14 protein-coding genes are annotated in these 17,856 nt (G+C 41.4%); 8 read left to right on the plus strand and 6 right to left on the minus strand.

The genetic code is table 11. The features are described from left to right. Window positions 1-97 precede the first annotated feature (97 nt). On the minus strand, window positions 98-613 hold the full coding sequence (locus tag H5125_RS17430; RefSeq protein WP_011636249.1) for a VF530 family protein: 516 nt from the start codon (window positions 611-613) through the stop codon (window positions 98-100). A 319-nt stretch (window positions 614-932) separates the two neighbouring features. Between H5125_RS17430 and H5125_RS17435 the strand changes: the two genes are divergently transcribed. Genes H5125_RS17435 through H5125_RS17445 form a run of 3 tightly spaced genes read left to right on the plus strand, consistent with a single transcriptional unit; the run spans window position 933 to window position 5,579 of the window. Continuing rightward, entirely contained in the window at window positions 933-2,990 is a 2,058-nt protein-coding gene (locus H5125_RS17435; protein ID WP_182744871.1) for a TonB-dependent siderophore receptor, read from the plus strand. An 8-nt stretch (window positions 2,991-2,998) separates the two neighbouring features. Then, on the plus strand, window positions 2,999-3,529 hold the full coding sequence (locus tag H5125_RS17440; protein WP_101085975.1) for a YfiR family protein: 531 nt from the start codon (window positions 2,999-3,001) through the stop codon (window positions 3,527-3,529). 4 nt (window positions 3,530-3,533) lie between these two features. Further along, window positions 3,534-5,579, plus strand: coding sequence for a bifunctional diguanylate cyclase/phosphodiesterase (locus H5125_RS17445; protein ID WP_182744872.1), 2,046 nt, complete (start codon window positions 3,534-3,536; stop codon window positions 5,577-5,579). 223 nt (window positions 5,580-5,802) lie between these two features. Here the strand turns inward: H5125_RS17445 and H5125_RS17450 are convergent, their stop codons facing one another. Both H5125_RS17450 and H5125_RS17455 read right to left on the minus strand, forming a co-directional pair. Next, window positions 5,803-6,786, minus strand: a complete 984-nt coding sequence (locus tag H5125_RS17450) for an MDR family oxidoreductase (protein WP_182744873.1) — start codon at window positions 6,784-6,786, stop codon at window positions 5,803-5,805. Window positions 6,787-6,833: 47 nt separating this feature from the next. Beyond that, window positions 6,834-7,478, minus strand: a complete 645-nt coding sequence (locus tag H5125_RS17455; RefSeq protein ID WP_259395481.1) for a TetR/AcrR family transcriptional regulator — start codon at window positions 7,476-7,478, stop codon at window positions 6,834-6,836. Window positions 7,479-8,517: 1,039 nt separating this feature from the next. Between H5125_RS17455 and putP the strand changes: the two genes are divergently transcribed. The 4 genes from putP (at window position 8,518) to proC (ending at window position 13,294) form a co-directional block, all read left to right on the plus strand. Continuing rightward, window positions 8,518-10,014, plus strand: a complete 1,497-nt coding sequence (gene putP / locus H5125_RS17460) for a sodium/proline symporter PutP (protein ID WP_101085979.1) — start codon at window positions 8,518-8,520, stop codon at window positions 10,012-10,014. Window positions 10,015-10,028: 14 nt separating this feature from the next. Beyond that, window positions 10,029-11,135 (plus strand): glutamate 5-kinase, encoded by a 1,107-nt coding sequence (gene proB, locus H5125_RS17465; RefSeq protein WP_101085980.1) that lies wholly within the window; start codon window positions 10,029-10,031, stop codon window positions 11,133-11,135. Next, entirely contained in the window at window positions 11,132-12,379 is a 1,248-nt protein-coding gene (locus tag H5125_RS17470) for a glutamate-5-semialdehyde dehydrogenase (RefSeq protein ID WP_101085981.1), read from the plus strand. The genes proB and H5125_RS17470 overlap by 4 nt, the downstream gene beginning before the upstream one ends. Before the next feature lie 75 nt (window positions 12,380-12,454). After that, window positions 12,455-13,294: a pyrroline-5-carboxylate reductase gene (gene proC, locus H5125_RS17475; protein ID WP_101085982.1), complete on the plus strand. Its 840-nt coding sequence runs from the start codon at window positions 12,455-12,457 to the stop codon at window positions 13,292-13,294. A gap of 90 nt (window positions 13,295-13,384) precedes the next feature. Here the strand turns inward: proC and H5125_RS17480 are convergent, their stop codons facing one another. Further along, the gene (locus H5125_RS17480; protein ID WP_101085983.1) at window positions 13,385-13,918 is read right to left on the minus strand and encodes an NUDIX hydrolase; all 534 of its coding nucleotides are present in this window, start codon (window positions 13,916-13,918) and stop codon (window positions 13,385-13,387) included. A gap of 696 nt (window positions 13,919-14,614) precedes the next feature. Here H5125_RS17480 and H5125_RS17485 point away from each other — a divergent pair. Beyond that, window positions 14,615-15,808, plus strand: coding sequence for a GGDEF domain-containing protein (locus tag H5125_RS17485; protein ID WP_259395482.1), 1,194 nt, complete (start codon window positions 14,615-14,617; stop codon window positions 15,806-15,808). 40 nt (window positions 15,809-15,848) lie between these two features. Here the strand turns inward: H5125_RS17485 and H5125_RS17490 are convergent, their stop codons facing one another. Together H5125_RS17490 and H5125_RS17495 are read right to left on the minus strand one after the other, a co-directional pair. Beyond that, window positions 15,849-17,078 (minus strand): dicarboxylate/amino acid:cation symporter, encoded by a 1,230-nt coding sequence (locus H5125_RS17490; protein WP_182744876.1) that lies wholly within the window; start codon window positions 17,076-17,078, stop codon window positions 15,849-15,851. A gap of 277 nt (window positions 17,079-17,355) precedes the next feature. Next, the gene (locus tag H5125_RS17495; protein WP_182744877.1) at window positions 17,356-17,748 is read right to left on the minus strand and encodes a VOC family protein; all 393 of its coding nucleotides are present in this window, start codon (window positions 17,746-17,748) and stop codon (window positions 17,356-17,358) included. Window positions 17,749-17,856 lie beyond the last annotated feature (108 nt).

A 17,856-nucleotide genomic window follows, 5' to 3' on the forward strand; every position in this document is an offset into this window, starting at 1 on the left:
TAGGCTTTTCGCCTGTATAGCATCTAGGCTTTTCGCCTGTATAGCATCTAGGCTTTTCCCTTTTATACCGTCCGTTGACATGAGATCAGTCTAGTGGTTATTTATTCCACGGATTGTTTGGATCAAATGTAGGCTGCGGCTTATTTTGATTACTACGCTGTGTCGCTGCATCGCTGTCATTTGAACGACTCGATGAGGAATATGAAGGTGATGACGAAGAAGCATATGAACGACTTTGATTATGTTTCATTTGTTCATAATCAGCCGTTGCTTTGGCTTTCATTTCGGCAACTAACTCAACCGTTAAAGGCTGCGGCTTACGCGGTAAAATACCGTCAGCAAAACCACGTTCACGGGGTTTTAATTCAAATTGTGCAGAGTTACCTTTTGGCATACGCTTGAAACGGTACAAATAAAAATTTTCAACACGCTCTCTCGCCCATTCCGTCTTTTTTAGGAACTTAACACAAGCGTCCATATTAGGGTTGGTATTGAAGCACTCTAAACGCAAAGCTGCGTAGAGAATTTTCCAATCATAAAATGCCACTAACTCAGATATCATCGTTTCTGATTTTAAACCGTGAAGTGGATTATTTTGCTGCAGTTCTACCATGCTATCTCATGACCTCAAAAAGCTGTCTCTATAATGTGTATAGTTTACCGTTAAAATGCCCCATCGTCTTTATGCATATTTCACACTAGAGGTAATGAGTTAACTAAAACTCATTACCTCTAGTGTGGCGGTTAACATCGTTTTCTGATTTATTTATGACGATACTCACAGATGTGAACCAAAAAATAACGACTTAGTCGTTAACAGAAGGTAAATTAATCCGTATATTGAAAGGGATGCACTGATATTTAGTTAATAGCGTGTGTTAAAATAGTTCCATTATAGTTGACCATCATCAAAGATTATCGAGGACATTGGTTTGAAGTTATCACCAAAATGCTTGTACTTATTTATTTTAATTTCGCCTCATGTCATAGCAGAAGAAATCTTAAACAATCTCGATTTAGATTCGCTGATGGCGATGGATGTACAAGTGACTTCGGCGATGAAAAGAACCCAATCAGCCTTTGAAACCGCTTCATCTATATACGTATTAACCAAAGAACAAATCACTCGTTCAGGCGTGACTTCAGTTCCAGAAGCCCTGAAAATGGTACCTGGATTAGCCGTTAGACAACTTGATAATAATCAATGGGCAATTTCTTCTCGTGGTGTTGCATCGCGATTTTCAAGCAAATTACTCGTTATGGTAGACGGTCAAAGTTTGTATACCCCTAAATTTGCCGCCGTGTATTGGGAAACCCTAAACGTACCGTTATACGATATAGAACGTATCGAAATTATCCGCGGTCAAGGTGGGTTACTGTGGGGCAGCAATGCCACTAATGGCGTCATTAATATCATTACTAAAAACAGCATTGATACTCGGGGCCTATATGCTGATGTCAGCAGTGGTAGCCAGCTTAATGTCGATACCAATCTTCGTTATGGTGGCGATATTGGTAATAATGGCAGTTTCAGAATATATGGCCACGTTAAAGATGGCCAGAAGTCTGACAAAGGGATTGAAATGGAGCCGGCTGACTTTTCAGAGCAACAATCTGTAGGCACCCGGTTTGACTTTACCCCAAACGATCAATGGTCAGGACTTATTCAAGGTGATATGACTCAATCTACATTAGGCCAAAATTTTCGCGGCGTCGTGGATGAAAGCAACCGTAATATCTCATTTACTGACAGCTTAGATCGTACCGATGTTCGAGTCATGGCGAGGTTGGAAAATCGTATTTCACCCAAAGCTAACCAAATGCTGCAAACATCTTGGTTAAAACAAAGTGGTAGCCAAACCCATTTACAAGAAAATTTTGAATCTTTTGATGTTGATTATCAGATGAATTTCCTGCACCAAGACTTACAGTTCGATTGGGGGCTAAACTACCGTTACAATTCTATTTCTTTTGCAGACAGTACCTTTGTGCAAAGCGATGGAGGTTTTGAAAGCCTACATCAATATGGTGGATTAGCGCAGGCTCAATATAACGTGATTGCGGACACATTAGACTTAATTGTGGGTGTCAAAGTTGATCATAACGATTTGACTGGTTGGGAAAACCAACCACTAGCAAGGCTGGTATGGAAACCACTAAATAATCAAGTCTTGTGGGCCTCTGTATCAAAAAGTGTTCGGGTTCCCTCTTTACTTGAATTTAACGACAACTTTCTTATCGATGGACAACGAGTCGAAGAAGTATCGCCTATCACCACCGGAATACCCGAGATTGATCGTTATTATATCCGCACTTACCTCAATGGTAATGACAACGTAAAGTCAGAAAAATCTGTATCTTATGAAATGGGCTATCGTTTATCTGATACCACATGGGCACTTGACCTATCGGTTTATCATACTGATACCGATGATGTAGCCGTGATCCAAATCGATCCGAATATCGATCAGTTCCTCCCCGTGTTTGCATTGTTACAGGCTGGACAGATTGATGCCGCAGTACAAGCATTGACGACAACATCGATTAATTTTGACTTAGTCTCTAATGCAGGGCTGACCACTGAAGGTGGTGATGTGGTGTTGTCATGGCAACCGTCTGACAACTTTACTGCCGAGGTAGGTTACAGCTATAACACCTTTAATTACGACTTAGCAGACAACACGTTCCCAGCGATTGGCTTTGACTCAACGAGTCGTCAACTGTTTACTAAAGCTGATATACATTTTTTTGAACAGCATAATATTTTTGCCTCACTCAGAGTTGAAAATAGTGATGCCTATCAAACAGAAAATTATACCGCACTCGATTTAACTTGGAATTGGGCTTTTCACCCTAACTGGGCATTCGCCATTATGGGTAAAAACCTGTTTGCAGGTTCACATCTTGAGTATGGCAATGATAGTGAAACGTATACACGATCAAATTATATAGACGAAAGTGTCACTTTTAAAATTACGGCGAAATTCTAACTGACTTAATGTTAACTATTAAACGTATTCTGTTTGGATCATTTATAACGCTTTTGCTTACTATAAGCCAAGGCGCGATTGCTGACGAAAAAGAATATGCACTTAAAGCTGGTTTTTTATTTAACTTTGCCCGTTACGGCGAATGGAGTCATCACACGAATACAGCCAGCTCTTTTACACTGTGCAGCCCTGATACTAGCTTTATTAGTGTCTCGCGCTCAATCCTCAATGGTCGTAAAGTCAATAATTTACCAATAGAAAATGTCGAAGTGAGTCTCACAGAAACAAACTTAGAACAATGTAATATCTTGTTTATCACAACCGACACCCTTGAATCTTGGCAACAATTGGATAATAAACATCTTGCTGATGTCATGATCGTTGGTGAAACAGACAACTTTATAGAGCAAGGTGGGCATATTCGTTTCTTTTTATCCGGTGGTAAAATTCGTTTTGAAGTCTCACCCGAAAAATTAAAATTATCCGGGATAACAATGAGTTCAAAAGTATTACGCCTAGGTCGAGTAGTGAATAATTAATGCTATGAAACAATTTTTCGTGCTAAATACTATCAGTAAAAAATTGCAATTCATTTTAATGAGCGTTGCCCTCATTTCGACACTCACTGTGACATCAATATTCAGCGCCTTCGAGCTGTCTTCCGCTAAAAGAGAACAAGTTGAAAGCCTACACAGCTTGTCGCAAATGTTGTCGCCCAATATCACTGCGGCCTTATTATTTGATGATCAAGACGCCATTCAAGAACTGATTAATCCTATCTTGTTAAGATCAGATGTATTATCTGTCAGCGTCACTAATGTTGAAGGTGTTGTTTTAGCTCAGGCATTATCAAAGCGCCCTTCTATGACCCAGATTGATGACGACCTTAATGACATCACTCAAGTGATGACACCATTGACACTCGACAACCAACAATATGGTGATTTACACATATCAGTAGATGACAGCATTATCACTGATAGAATTACATTTTACGGCCAATTTATTGTGCTATTACTATTATCATCTCTTTGTGCCAGTTTTTTTCTCTCATTATTCTTACGTCGTAAATTTTTAAGTCCAATGTTATATCTCGCTAAAATTTCGCAAAAAATCACCGTGTCACAAGATTACAGCTTGCGTGCTCAAGTACAGTCTGAAGATGAAATCGGTCAGTTAACCACCTGTTTTAATAGTATGTTAGATAATATTGAACAGCGTGAAAGCTCGCTTGAAAGTGAAGTACAACTGCGTACTAGAGAACTAGAGAATGCCAATATTCAATTGCACGAATATGCTTATCAAGATGGCTTAACCCTGCTACCCAATCGACGTTTTTTCTATGAAAAACTGCAGTCGCTTATTGATACAGATGACATGTTTTTTGCGTTAATTTTTATCGATCTCGATGGCTTTAAAGAGATCAACGATTCCTTAGGCCATGAATATGGTGATCTGTTACTGCATCAAGTGGCTAAACGTTTACGTGGATGTGTTCGAGATCATGATACGGTTGCGCGTCTAGGCGGAGACGAGTTCACCTTAATTCTTGAAGATGTGAGTGACTTAGAACACGCTGCGACCATTGCTGAAAAAGTGAAAAATAGCCTGATGCAATGTATTAGCATTAAAGAAGTGCAAGTCAACGTGACAGGTAGCATCGGGCTTACTTTCTACCCTGCCGATGGTCAAAATGTTGAAGCGTTAGTCAAACATGCTGATCAAGCCATGTACTTGTCTAAAAGCAAAGGGCGTAATCGATATGAATTTTTCTCTCATGCTATCGAAGAACAAGCAATTGAGAAACGTCGTCTTATCGAAGAAATTCGCATAGCACTTAAACTCGGTCAATTTGTATTGTTTTACCAACCCATTTTTGACCAATCTGGCGTTAATGCTACCAAGGCAGAAGCGCTCATCCGTTGGAATCATCCACAGCGCGGCCTTATTGGTCCAAATGAATTTATTCCGGTGGCTGAACAAAATGGTTTAATAGAAGAAATTGGTAACTGGGTAAGAGACCAAGCGATTGAAGATGCTGCTCATTTTTATCAATTGTCGGGCAACAAAATGCAAGTGAGCGTCAACACCTCACCGTTGCAAATTGATCAGGAGGGTTTGTGGGTCGATGAATGGATATTAGCGTGTAATAAATTCAATTTACCTCGCGATACCATGATTATCGAAGTGACAGAAAACACCTTGATGGACCCAGACTCTCCCATTCAACAGCAAATGCTACGACTCAATAATTATGGTATTGATATCGCCATTGATGATTTTGGAGTCGGGTATTCATCATTAGCCTATTTGCAACGACTCGATATTGATATTCTAAAAATTGACCGATCGTTTATTCAGCACATGGAAACCAATGAAAGTAGCATTGCGTTGGTACGAGCTATTATCACCATGGCACATCATTTGAAAGTTAAAGTCGTAGCCGAGGGTGTTGAAACTGAGGGACAACACCAGTTACTTCAACAACTGTCATGCGATTACTTACAAGGTTATTTATTTGCCAGACCTATGCCAACACAACATTTTATTGACCGTTATATCTTACCGTTCCCACTTGCCGCAGAGTAATAAAAAACTCATACATCGTCATGTAAAAATAGTATGTTGAGTCTTTGATATTGGCGTTAAACCTTCGAATTAAGGCATTCACAAACACTTGTAGCGGTAGAGTATTTTCATAACAGCTTGCTGTCATGAAAGAACGAGGGAGCGATAAAACAGCTAACAAATTCATCGACCTGCTACACAGGCCGACAACATTATCCAACTAAAAACTATCCAAATTAATTCATTAACGATTTACATCAACAACCACACGGCCACGAACCTTACCAGCTAACAAATCACTTGCCACATAAATCGCTTCAGTCAAGCTGATTTCATGAACAATGTCATCGAACACACCAACATCCAAGATTTCGCCTAGACGTTGCCATGCCTCAATACGGTCAGCTAAAGGTCGCATTACACTGTCGACGCCCGCTAGGGTCACGCAACGTAAAATAAATGGCGCTACGCTGGCAGGAAAATCCATTCCCTGTGCCAAACCACAAGCAGCAACCGTTCCGCCATACTTGGTACTAGCACACACATTGGCTAAGGTATGGCTGCCGACAGAATCAACAGCACCAGCCCAACGCTCTTTAGCCAATGGACGACCAGCTTCTGACAATGTTGCTCGATCGATAATGTCTTTGGCACCTAACTTTCTTAGGTAGTCACTTTCATCCATTCGGCCAGTCGAGGCGACGACGTGATAGCCTAACTTGGCTAAAATAGCGATAGCAAAACTGCCGACTCCGCCATTAGCACCAGTAACTAGCACCTCACCTTTGTCTGGCGTTACGCCATTTTTCTCAAGAGCCATCACACATAACATTGCGGTATAACCTGCAGTGCCAATCGCCATAGCTTGTTGTGGTGAAAATGCCTTTGGTAATGGAATAAGCCATTCACTTTTTAAACGCGCTTTTGTAGCCAAGCCACCACAATGGGTTTCACCTACGCCAAAACCATTCAATAATACTGTATCACCTGTGGCAAATTTATCATTATCGCTATGTTCGACAATGCCTACTAGATCAATGCCTGGCACCATAGGGAAAGTTCTCACTACAGGTGCTTTACCGGTAATCGCGAGCGCATCTTTGTAATTAAGCGTGCTATAGAGCACTTTTACCGTCACATCACCTTCAGGCAACACGCTTTCATCGATACTTTTTACTGTGGTGCGGTAACCTTGGTCGTCTTTTTCGATCAACATGCCGTTAAACATTTTGCTCTCCTAATTTAGACTGATCGTCTATTAATGGTTAAAAAATTTTATTTTGCTAACGCTGCCATAAAATGATCATAGTAGTTATCAAGTGGGCGTTCATCTTGAACTAACTTTGCACGGCTTACCGCTCCTTCCCAGCCAACCCAAAAATTTTCAGCTAGAGCATCACAATCTGCCGTTGCAGCTATTTGTCCGAGTGATTGCGCAGCTTTGAGGCAACGAGCTAAACAAGCTTGCCAACTCAGAAAAATCGCAATAATTTGCGGTCTAAAGCTGTCTGGCAAAACGCCAATTTCTTGACCCAAATTACCCACTAAACAACCGCGTTTAAATTGGTATCGAATCATTCCGGCCTTAGCATCATCAACGAAGTGCCTAATCCGCGTTAATGGTAAATAAGCTTCATCAAGCAAATGAATTTCAAGTTTATGTAAGAAGTATTCAGCATAGTTCTGCAATACCGCTTGGCCAAAGACTTCTTTACTCGCAAAATAATGATAAAAAGAGCCTTTCGGAACGCCCACCTTTTTCAAAATGGGTTCAATACCCGATGAGGCAAAACCTTGCTCTGTCAGTTGCTCAAGACCACTACGAATAAGCTCTGCCCGAGTATCTGGATTATCTCGCGATACTTTGGGAGGTCTGCCTCTACGAGGTTTAGGGCTTGGGTTAGTATGCGGACTTGTCATTATATCTACACTTAAATTATTCATACCCCTATATTAGACCGAGCGTCTAATTAAATGCAATAACATTATATTAAATCCTACTTGAAGCCCAGTTACCCAGTAATATCAAGGTCGCGACAACATTAACATGAACTAGTAAAGCTCTATCTCACAGCAATGTTGCCACCGAATAGCATGCCGACTTAATCCACTGCTACTACTGAAACCGGCAATAGATAACCCACTACATCTATGAATTTATGTATAAGTAATTTGAAATAGTTAGCTTAGCAATGGCAGAAAACGCAGTGGCCATTCAACACATATCACGCGATAAAACCAAATCTTTTGACATAGCGACTCGAACCAAAACCATTTGAATTCAAATCATTCGATCTGTAACCACTTATTTAAAAACACCTTATTAATAGCTAAAAAGTGCACCAAATCCACTTGCGAATAGCATCATATCTGTAACGTTTATACTGCATAATAAACAATCTATAGCATCAACATTAAACAAATATCCAGTGAAACCGATGACGTTCACACTCAACTTGAAATATATAAAACTTTAAATACAGCAACTTAAGCCAGTCGCTGTCGAAAATCAAAAAGATAAACAGCATATAGCTAAAAAGTACTCACAACTTAATCAGCCAGTGTGACATCGTTATATTTCATGCCACTGACAGCGTATCGATATAAAGTTAAATAGTTGTTAAAAAACATTTATTACTGCCGTAACTGAGATTGGATTGGAAATTTTACCTAAAATGATGTTAATATAGTTAGACCACTAACTAGTTTGGTGGTTTTTTATTGTTGAATGAAAAACGAATTAACAATAATCCGATTAGCCCGCACCCAGGAGGACATTATGTCAACGGACACGTCAAACGAAGAAAATCTCACTACCACTATGTTGAACACCGCTAAATTAAAGCTGAAAGAGGCTTCACAATTATTTTGTTTATGTGCCCTTTTAAGTACCTATCTCTTTGTTATGTTGAAACCTAGCGGGATTCAAAATCACAAAGCGTTAGGAGGAAAATAATTCATGCATTACTTAACCTATGTCTCATTAGCAATATATTTCCTGGTAATGCTAGGCATTGGATTGTTCGCGTATAAACAATCAACAAGCGATGTATCTGGTTACATTTTGGGTGGCCGTAAAGTCAGCCCGCAAGTTACCGCACTGTCAGCTGGAGCCTCCGATATGAGTGGCTGGATGCTAATGGGCTTACCTGGCGCCATGTTCTTAGTAGGCTTCGAAACCATCTACATTGCGATCGGCCTATTAGCTGGGGCATTGATTAATTATCTGATCGTGGCACCTAAATTACGGGTTTATACTGAAGTCGCGGGTGACTCCCTAACGATCCCTGAGTTTTTTGCTAAACGCTTCCACGCACCTAACAGTAATGTGCGGATTATCGCGGCAGTGATCATTGTGATCTTCTTTACCTTATATACTTCGGCAGGATTAGTCGCTGGCGGGAAATTATTTGTCTCTGCATTTGATTTAAATTATGAACTCGGGCTCGTGATCACCCTAGGTGTAGTAGTGTCTTATACCCTACTCGGTGGCTTTTTAGCCGTCAGTATGACTGACTTTGTACAAGGCTGTATCATGTTTGTTGCCTTGATTCTGGTACCCGTTGTGGCATATCAAGAGTTTAGCAGTGCTGATAAAATGATGGGCTTTGCTTATGAGTCGATCCCACATTTTTCTGATGCGATGCAAAATGTCACTATGCTCGGGTTAATTTCCAGTCTTTCTTGGGGATTAGGTTATTTTGGTCAGCCACATATTATTGTGCGCTTTATGGCTATTCGCTCGGTTTCTGATATCAAAGCGGCACGAAGAATTGGCATGAGTTGGATGACGGTCACCATTACTGGTGCGCTGGCAACAGGTCTAGTGGGTATTGCCTACGCCAATAAATTCGATATGACAATAAGCGATCCTGAAACCATCTTTATTGTATTTTCTGAATTGTTGTTCCATCCACTGATCAGTGGTTTCCTATTAGCAGCCATTTTAGCCGCTATTATGAGCACGATTTCTTCACAGTTATTAGTGTCGTCAAGTTCATTGACCGAAGACATTTATCGAGTCATTTCGAAAAAAGAGTCAACTGAGAAAGAAATGGTCAGAATGGGACGTTATGGTGTAGCCGGTGTCGGTATTGTCGCCAGCTTGCTGGCGCTCGATCGCTCAAATAGCATCTTATCGATAGTCAGCAATGCATGGGCTGGATTTGGTGCGGCCTTTGGTCCACTGGTACTGTGTTGCCTATATAAAAAGAACCTGACCCATAAAGCCGCTGTTGCGGGTATTATTTCGGGTGCAGTGACCGTATTATTTTGGATTTACGCGCCAGTTCTGGCAGATGGAAAAGCGTTAACCACCGTAATGTACGAAATGATCCCCGGCTTTATTGTTAGTAGTGTAGTGATTTGGATTACCAGCGCTCTTGACTCGGATCCTTGTAATAAAACAGTTGATACCTTCCATGAAGCGAATCGTGTTTTAACCGAGCAACAGTAATGGAGAACAAAACTATGTCAACTTCACATTGGAAACGGATTGTCGTTAAAGTGGGAAGCGCATTAATTGCGCCTCATCAACAAGGTTGTAGCAGCCATTATTTATTAGGTATTGCACAGTTTATCGCTACCTGTCGCGCTCAAGGATGCCAAGTTGTATTGGTATCTTCAGGGTCAGTCGCCGCGGGTAAACATAGATTCCCAGATACGGCAGAGCCAAGTATTTCGCTTAAAAAAGCCATGGCAGCTGCAGGCCAGGCCGATATGATGGCCACCTGGGATAAATTGTTCGATTTCCCATCGGCGCAGCTATTACTTACCCATGGTGATTTACGCGACCGTGACCGTTATATCAGTATTAAAAATACTATTTTTACCCTGTTAGACAATGGCTTACTTCCCATTATCAACGAAAACGATGCTGTTACCGCAGCCAAGTTACGTGTTGGGGATAATGACAATTTATCAGCTATGGTTGCCGCAGCAGCGGATGCAGATGCGTTAATTATCTGCTCTGACGTAAAAGGGCTTTATACTAAAAACCCTAATTTACATGAAGATGCCACGCTAATTAAGCAAGTCAGTGAAATCAATGCTGAGATTTATGCTATGGCTGGCGGTGCTACGAGCAGCGTAGGTACTGGCGGCATGTTAACCAAGATTGAAGCCGCTGAGAAAGCAATTTCACACGGAATTGAAACCATGATTGTCGATGGTTTTGACGCGGACACATTCAATCAACTTTTAAAGGGCCAAAATCCAGGCACTTTATTCACCCCGTATGATGTACCGATGCAAGAACACTTGCATTGGATGATGCATACCTCACAAGTTCAGGGTGAGTTAATTGTCGAAAATGACTTTAGCGCTGACCTTGAAGAGCATGATACCCAACTAACCACTGACGATGTAGTGGCCGTAAGAGGCAACTTTTCCGTCGGCGATACTGTTTTAGTGCGCAAAGGCGATGGCACTAAATTGGCAAAAGCCAAATCAAACTACAGTAGTTGTTTATTACATTTTATTGCAGACCAAGAAGATCGTGAATTTGCCAACAATGCCCAGCAAAAAACGGGCCCACTGATCTCTGACAAAAACATCGCCATTTTGGAGCAACTATGAGTTTAATTAAAGATTTATCGCAAGCAGCAGCCACAGCGGCACAAACTCTAGCCCTATTAGATGAAAAAGTTAAAAACACTATTTTACTTGATATGGCCCGTGCACTTAGAGCACACAGCGACGATATTATTAAAGCGAATTTATTGGATCTTAACCATGCCGAAAAAGCGGATTTAGGCGCGGCAATGATAGATCGATTGACACTGACACCTGAACGTATTGAATCTATGGCTGCGGGCATTGAAACCGTTGCATCATTACCCGATCCTGTCGGCATGGTACGTGAAATATGTGAGCGACCAAATGGTCTAAACATTCAAAAAATGCGCGTACCTTTAGGCGTTGTTTGTATGATTTATGAAGCACGCCCTAATGTTACCGCTGATGCAGGTGCATTGTGCTTTAAATCAGGTAATGCAGTGATATTGCGTGGCGGTAAAGAAGCAATACATTCAAGCAAAATCATTGCTTCTATTTTACAAAATGTATTGCAAGCATATCAATTACCACCAGCACTGATCACCGTAATACCCGATCCAGATCGCGCTTTATTACTAGAGCTTATGCAGCAACGTGACTTTATTGATGTCATTATTCCACGCGGTGGCGAAGGCTTAATCAATTTTGTTACAGATAACAGTAAAATACCTGTTATTCAACACTTTAAAGGTGTTTGTCATTTGTATGTTGATAAAGATGCCGATCTTGATATTGCGATGTCTTTATTGCTCAATGGTAAAACCCAACGTACTGGAGTATGTAATGCTCTAGAGGGATTACTGGTACATCAAGACGTAGCGGCAGCCTTTTTACCTAAAGTGGCAGCCCAACTTGCTGCACATAAAGTACGTATAAATGTCAGCAAAAATGCCCAACAATACTTTGAGCATGCCAACGTTATTAGCGATGATGATTTCGGCCAAGAATATTTAGATTTAGAAATTGCCATTCGCCAAGTCACTGATTTTGATCATGCTATTAATCATATTCGCCGCTTTGGTAGCCATCATACTGAAGTGATTTGTACCCAAAATGAATTAACGGCTACGCGTTTTCAACGCACCGTGGATGCCTCGGTAGTGATGGTTAATGCATCGTCACGTTTTTCTGATGGTAGCGAGCTCGGTCTAGGTGCTGAAATTGGTATTGCCACCAGTAAATTGCATGCCTACGGACCTATGGGCCTTGAGTCACTTACCACTGAGAAATACTTAGTCAGCGGTGTAGGTCAAGTTCGCGCATAATCAAATAGGCTCCACAATTCAAAGGCCAAGCGAAAGCGTGGCCTTTTCTTTTTAGCGACATTTTCGGAGGTTGTCATCTCTCAACATGAATCATTAGACCCCAATACCTGTATCGCCTTTATTGGTGGTGGCAACATGGCAAGAGCCATAATCAGCGGCCTACTTAAACAAGGTCATAACAGTGCCAATATTCTAGTGTGCACCCCCAGCCAAACTACTCGACACGACTTAATCGATAAGTTCAATGTTAAAGTACATCAAGACAATACCGCCGCAGTTGCGTTTGCTGATGTCATCATTGTTGCCGTTAAGCCTTTTGTAGTACCTGTAGTGTGTGAGCAGTTGAGTGAAGTTATGCAGTACGATAACCGAAAACTCGTTATCTCGATTGCCGCGGGAGTCAAACATGCCACACTCCGCCAAAAACTACATTTCTCACCCAAAGTCATTTGCGCCATGCCAAACTTGCCTACCGCCATTGGTGAAGGGTTAACGGGTTTATATGCGGGACCAGACACTCACGCTAATGACATTGCGCTAGCAGAAAGACTCATGCGTGCTGTGGGTGAAACAGTATGGCTAAAAGAAGAAAGCCAAATGTCGACCATCGTGGCTGCAGCAGGCAGCTCGCCGGCGTATTTATTCTTATTTTTAGAAGCCATGGAGAAAGCTGCCATTGAACAAGGGCTGCCGCAAGAAACAGCCACTAAAGCTGTGTTGCAGAGTGCTATGGGAGCCATATCAATGGCGATGAATAGTCAGCATAACTTGGCGAGTCTACGTCACCAGGTGACCTCACCTAAAGGCACAACGGAACAGGCAATATTGGCATTTCAGGATGGTGATCTTGACGAGCTAGTTGCCAGCGCAATGGCGTGTGCAGCGACAAGAGCAAAAGAACTGTCTATAGGCTAACGGGGCTATGAACCTGAGCTGACGGTTAATACCATCCGCTTGGCTATGTGATAGCCATATAGCGCTTTGCTAAGCCACAATGGCTTAAGCTTAGCGCAGTAACTCTTGTTTAATCAATTTCAGTAGAAAGGTTTCTCGTTCAATCGATAAGCCTTTTTTGCTGCTGTTGGCGATAGTGTCAAGGTTATGCCTAATAGCCTCATCGATATCAATCCATACTGGTATCATGCCGTTATTAATTTCGTGAGCTTCAAATTGGGTTTCCCCCAGCTGGCTGTCAATATCACAAGTGAAACAATAAGACAGCATATTAACCGACGTATAACCATCTCGTTGCCAAGGACGATATTCTTCATATAAGCCAAATGGATTAATATTGCGAATTTGTTGGGCGCCAGTTTCTTCTTGTAACTCACGGATAAGCCCTTGCTCTATCTCCTCGCCAGCATCAACGCCACCACCAGGCAATGAATAGTCATGATAACGTTGGGTGTAAAGCATTAATATTTGATTATTACGCATGACAATGGCGCGAGCAGCAAGCCGCGTTAGCATTGTTTGGTGATTCGCAGCAATAAAATCTGCTGGAGTGTCGGAATGATAACGAGTGGTTAAGTGGCGCATGATAGAAGGGCTCATCGCAATAAAAAGCGCATGATACGTTGCCAAACTATATGCTTCAAGTTTGGCGTACAAGTTAAAACTGCTTGCAGGGCAGCATATCAGTGCTTGTAATGACAACTTGAGTGCAAATAATAACAATCAATTATGAAGCTGATTATTCACAACAAGCGACTTTGGTACTCTTACCTCAATACTTATAGCGCAATACTTATAGCGCAATACTTATAGCGCAAAACGTCTCATTCAATACTGCTAGCTCAATGCTTCCAGTCAAATACTCTTTGCTAGGTACTTTCAGTTAAATAACCAACGTTAGAAAACCACATTTTAAAAGCCACAGTTAAATACCCATTTGACCAAATTGGGCACGGCACGTGGCAACACATGGTCACTCATCGATACGGTGCTGGGTTTAGCATGTGAACTCAAGACAACCAAAAGATAGACACTTAAAAAGTCCGAGCGGCAAAACTGATTTTCACACCATGGGCGCCTGTTTTGACATTCTTAAGCTAATTGAAACAAAACCATAAACTTTAATCGTCCTTTCATACCAATATCTTAAAATAACCGCCTAAATAGACGGTTATTTTTTAAATTTTACCTATGCTTAGTTATCACTTATCAAGGATTGAATGATACGGTTATCAAGATACAAAGATTAACGTTCACTGAATGTCACCTCGGAAGTTGCTTATGATTAAATTTTGGTACAAACAATTCCCTCAGTATCCGCCTGATCACCCTGATTATTGGCGCATTCGCTTAATCGAACATTCGTCACTCATTACCACGAGTTACTTTCTCATTCTTACCCTGATCAACCTATTCTATTTTGAAGGTTATCAATATGCCTTGCTCGACGGTTCAGGCTTAGTTATCTCATTGGGTATTTACTGTCGTTTTCGTCGCACGGGTCATGTAAAGATAACCGCATGGGCTGTCACTCTCATGGTAGCCAGTTTAATTATGCTATTTGTGATATCAGCCAAAGGGTATTCTCATTCACTGTTTTGGGCGACGCTTATTCCGCCTTTTTCATTTTTTCTTATCGGTCGAACATGGGGCACATTTATTTCATGCATCTGCTTTAGTGTGTGTGCTTTTATTGTTTACCTGCAAACGCAAGACCCTCAGCCAGTGGCCTTTAGCACCGGTTCATTATTTAACGTTATTGAAGTGTGTATTGCACAAATTTTACTGTTTAGATTTTACGAGAAAACCCGTTTTTCAGCTTATCAAAAACTGGCACTGCGTAATTTAGAAATCCAAAAAATGGCTGAAACAGATAAACTCACCGGACTGTATAACCGTGAAAAACTCGATTTTGCGCTTGATACTCTACTGACCACACCAGCAGCCAATGCGCCCATGGCAACAGAAAGCGCTAACGCGACAAAACTAACAGACGAAGCACCGATTATTTACCAACCTTATGCGGATGAGCATCCGCTGAAAAACCATCAAATCACTCAAGATTTACTCAGTAAACAAGCTGCCACTCAATACCCTATTTCGGTAGCAATTATCGACATCGATCATTTTAAACAAATTAATGATAATCACGGCCATTTATTCGGAGACAAAGTGCTATGCCAACTCGCGCAATTATTACAAAACCAAATGCGTAGCGACGATTTATTAGCACGCTGGGGCGGCGAAGAATTTGTGGTGGTTTTACCCAACACGACATTGGCTGATGCTGTTGAGTTAACCGAAAGGTTAAGGCTGTATATTGCCATGCAAAATATTCAAGCAATGGAACTGACAATTAGCTTAGGTGTCGCCCAGTATAGAGTAGAAGACACGGCTCACAGCTTGCTTGACCGCGCAGACAAAGCCTTATATTCAGCAAAATCTGGCGGGCGAAACTGTGTAGCAGCGGCTTAGTAGGATAAAGAATAATTAACAATTAACAGAATATTGAATCTTACTCTTGTAAGCGACTCGCTGGCGCAGCCACAATATAATGCTTACCATTAATGCGCTCAATAATTTGCGTTGCGGTTAAATCATGTACCACATTAACCACCGTTGAAGCCGCATCGGTAATGGCCCCTATGACCACTAAAATAGGGATCACTTCCATCGGTAAACCTAAGGTGGTCACAATAAAGATTTCACCTAAAAATGCTCCGCCCGGTACTCCGCCAATGATAAATGCCGATAATACCGAAATCAAAATCGTCAGCATAAATACATCGGTCGTAAAATCGAGACCTAATAACGAATAAATAAACACGATTTTTAGTGCGGTAATAGCCGCTGCACCGCCTTTATTGAGATTCACTAGTAACGGTAAGCTAATCTCGGCAATTTGCTCATTTAGGCCCATTTTAGCCGCACTGCGAATAGTCACAGGTAACGTCGCTAACGACGAGCTAGTGCCTAATGCCGTCACAGCAGGTTCAAGCATATGTTGCCAAAAACGTTTCACACCTTGTGCACCACCGCCAATCCACGCATATAACGTCGAACCTAACGTTAGGTAAATAGCCATCGCCACAAAAAACAGCCCCACAGCTCGAGCAAATGTCCCCATTAATTCAGTATCTTGACTAGCCATAGTCGCGGCAAAATAAGCACCTAGCCCAATTGGAGCCACATACATTAATATCGAAATCACTTTCATGATCACGGTATTTAAACTGTCGAGCATGCGCCCCACTTTCTGGCCATCTTCACCGGATTGACCAATGGCCACACCGCCAATCACCGACATAATAATCAATGCTAATATGTTTGATTTAGAGAGTAGTCCGACAAAATCGTTAGTTGTGAGTAAGCTGACAAAGTCCATGCTACCCGAGGCAGAATCAACGGTATTGGCTAAGTCTAATGTCACCCCTTGCGCGGGATCATATGCTAATGCCAACAACACCACGCCCACTGACGGAATAATCGCCATGACAATCGACACAGCCATAATAGACACCAGTATCGCGCCTAATTTCTTTAAATCGGTCATGTGAGCAATAGATGACATCACACTCACAGCAACCAAAGGTACGATGATCATAAACAGTAGATTGAGAAATATTTGTCCAATAGGCTTAAGCTTGATAGCCCATTCAGGAAATAACCCACCAAACAATCCGCCCAGCAGTAAGGCACTCAGTAAAATAATGGACGAACGATAAGCACGTAAGCTACTCAGCATATTGGATCCTAAGAACAATTAAACAAAGATGGAATAGGCAGCAGACTCGGCCCAAAGAACGATTAACGCGTTAACAACTAACAGAAAATGCAGATGTACAATTAACCCTATCAAGATGCTAGCAATTTTCACTATCGACAATCACTATCGACAATGTTTATCAACAACCGCTATCGATTTTCACTGTAGATCATCACTCTCTACAATGACGTACTAACAACATAACTTAATGATAAATATGACACAAAACCAATACTATACACAACTACAAACCGCACTAGCCGTTCGGCAAGGCTTGGATTTCAATAATGAGCCCTTCGGGGCCGCGAACAAAAATTTGTTTAACCGACGTTCCCGGCACTTCACTCATAGAATAACGCAGGCCCAGTTTGGCAATTCTTGCCAATACATCTTGATAGTCATCACTGAAAAAACTCACATGATGAACAATATTTTGCGGTTGCTCATTTTGCGACAGTTGATTGCTCACATCTGGCTGCTGGTTAGCAAAAATATGTATCACATCTTTATCACCGGTAAATAAAAAATAACCAGAAAACTCAAGATTAGGTCGAGTACCAACGGTTAAATCTAATAACGCCACCAGAAAATCGCTCATTTTTTGCGGATTTCTAGCACTTAGTGACAAATGATCAAAGCGAATATTCATACCACGCCCTTTTAGAATATAGCCGACTTTAGCGATCTTTATCAGCAAAGCCTTATATTACTGGGATTATGACTGCCAATGAACCACCACAAAAGCTAAACATTATCA

The organism is Shewanella sp. SR44-4, assembly GCF_014163715.1.
In the GTDB taxonomy this organism is placed as follows: Bacteria; Pseudomonadota; Gammaproteobacteria; order Enterobacterales; family Shewanellaceae; genus Shewanella.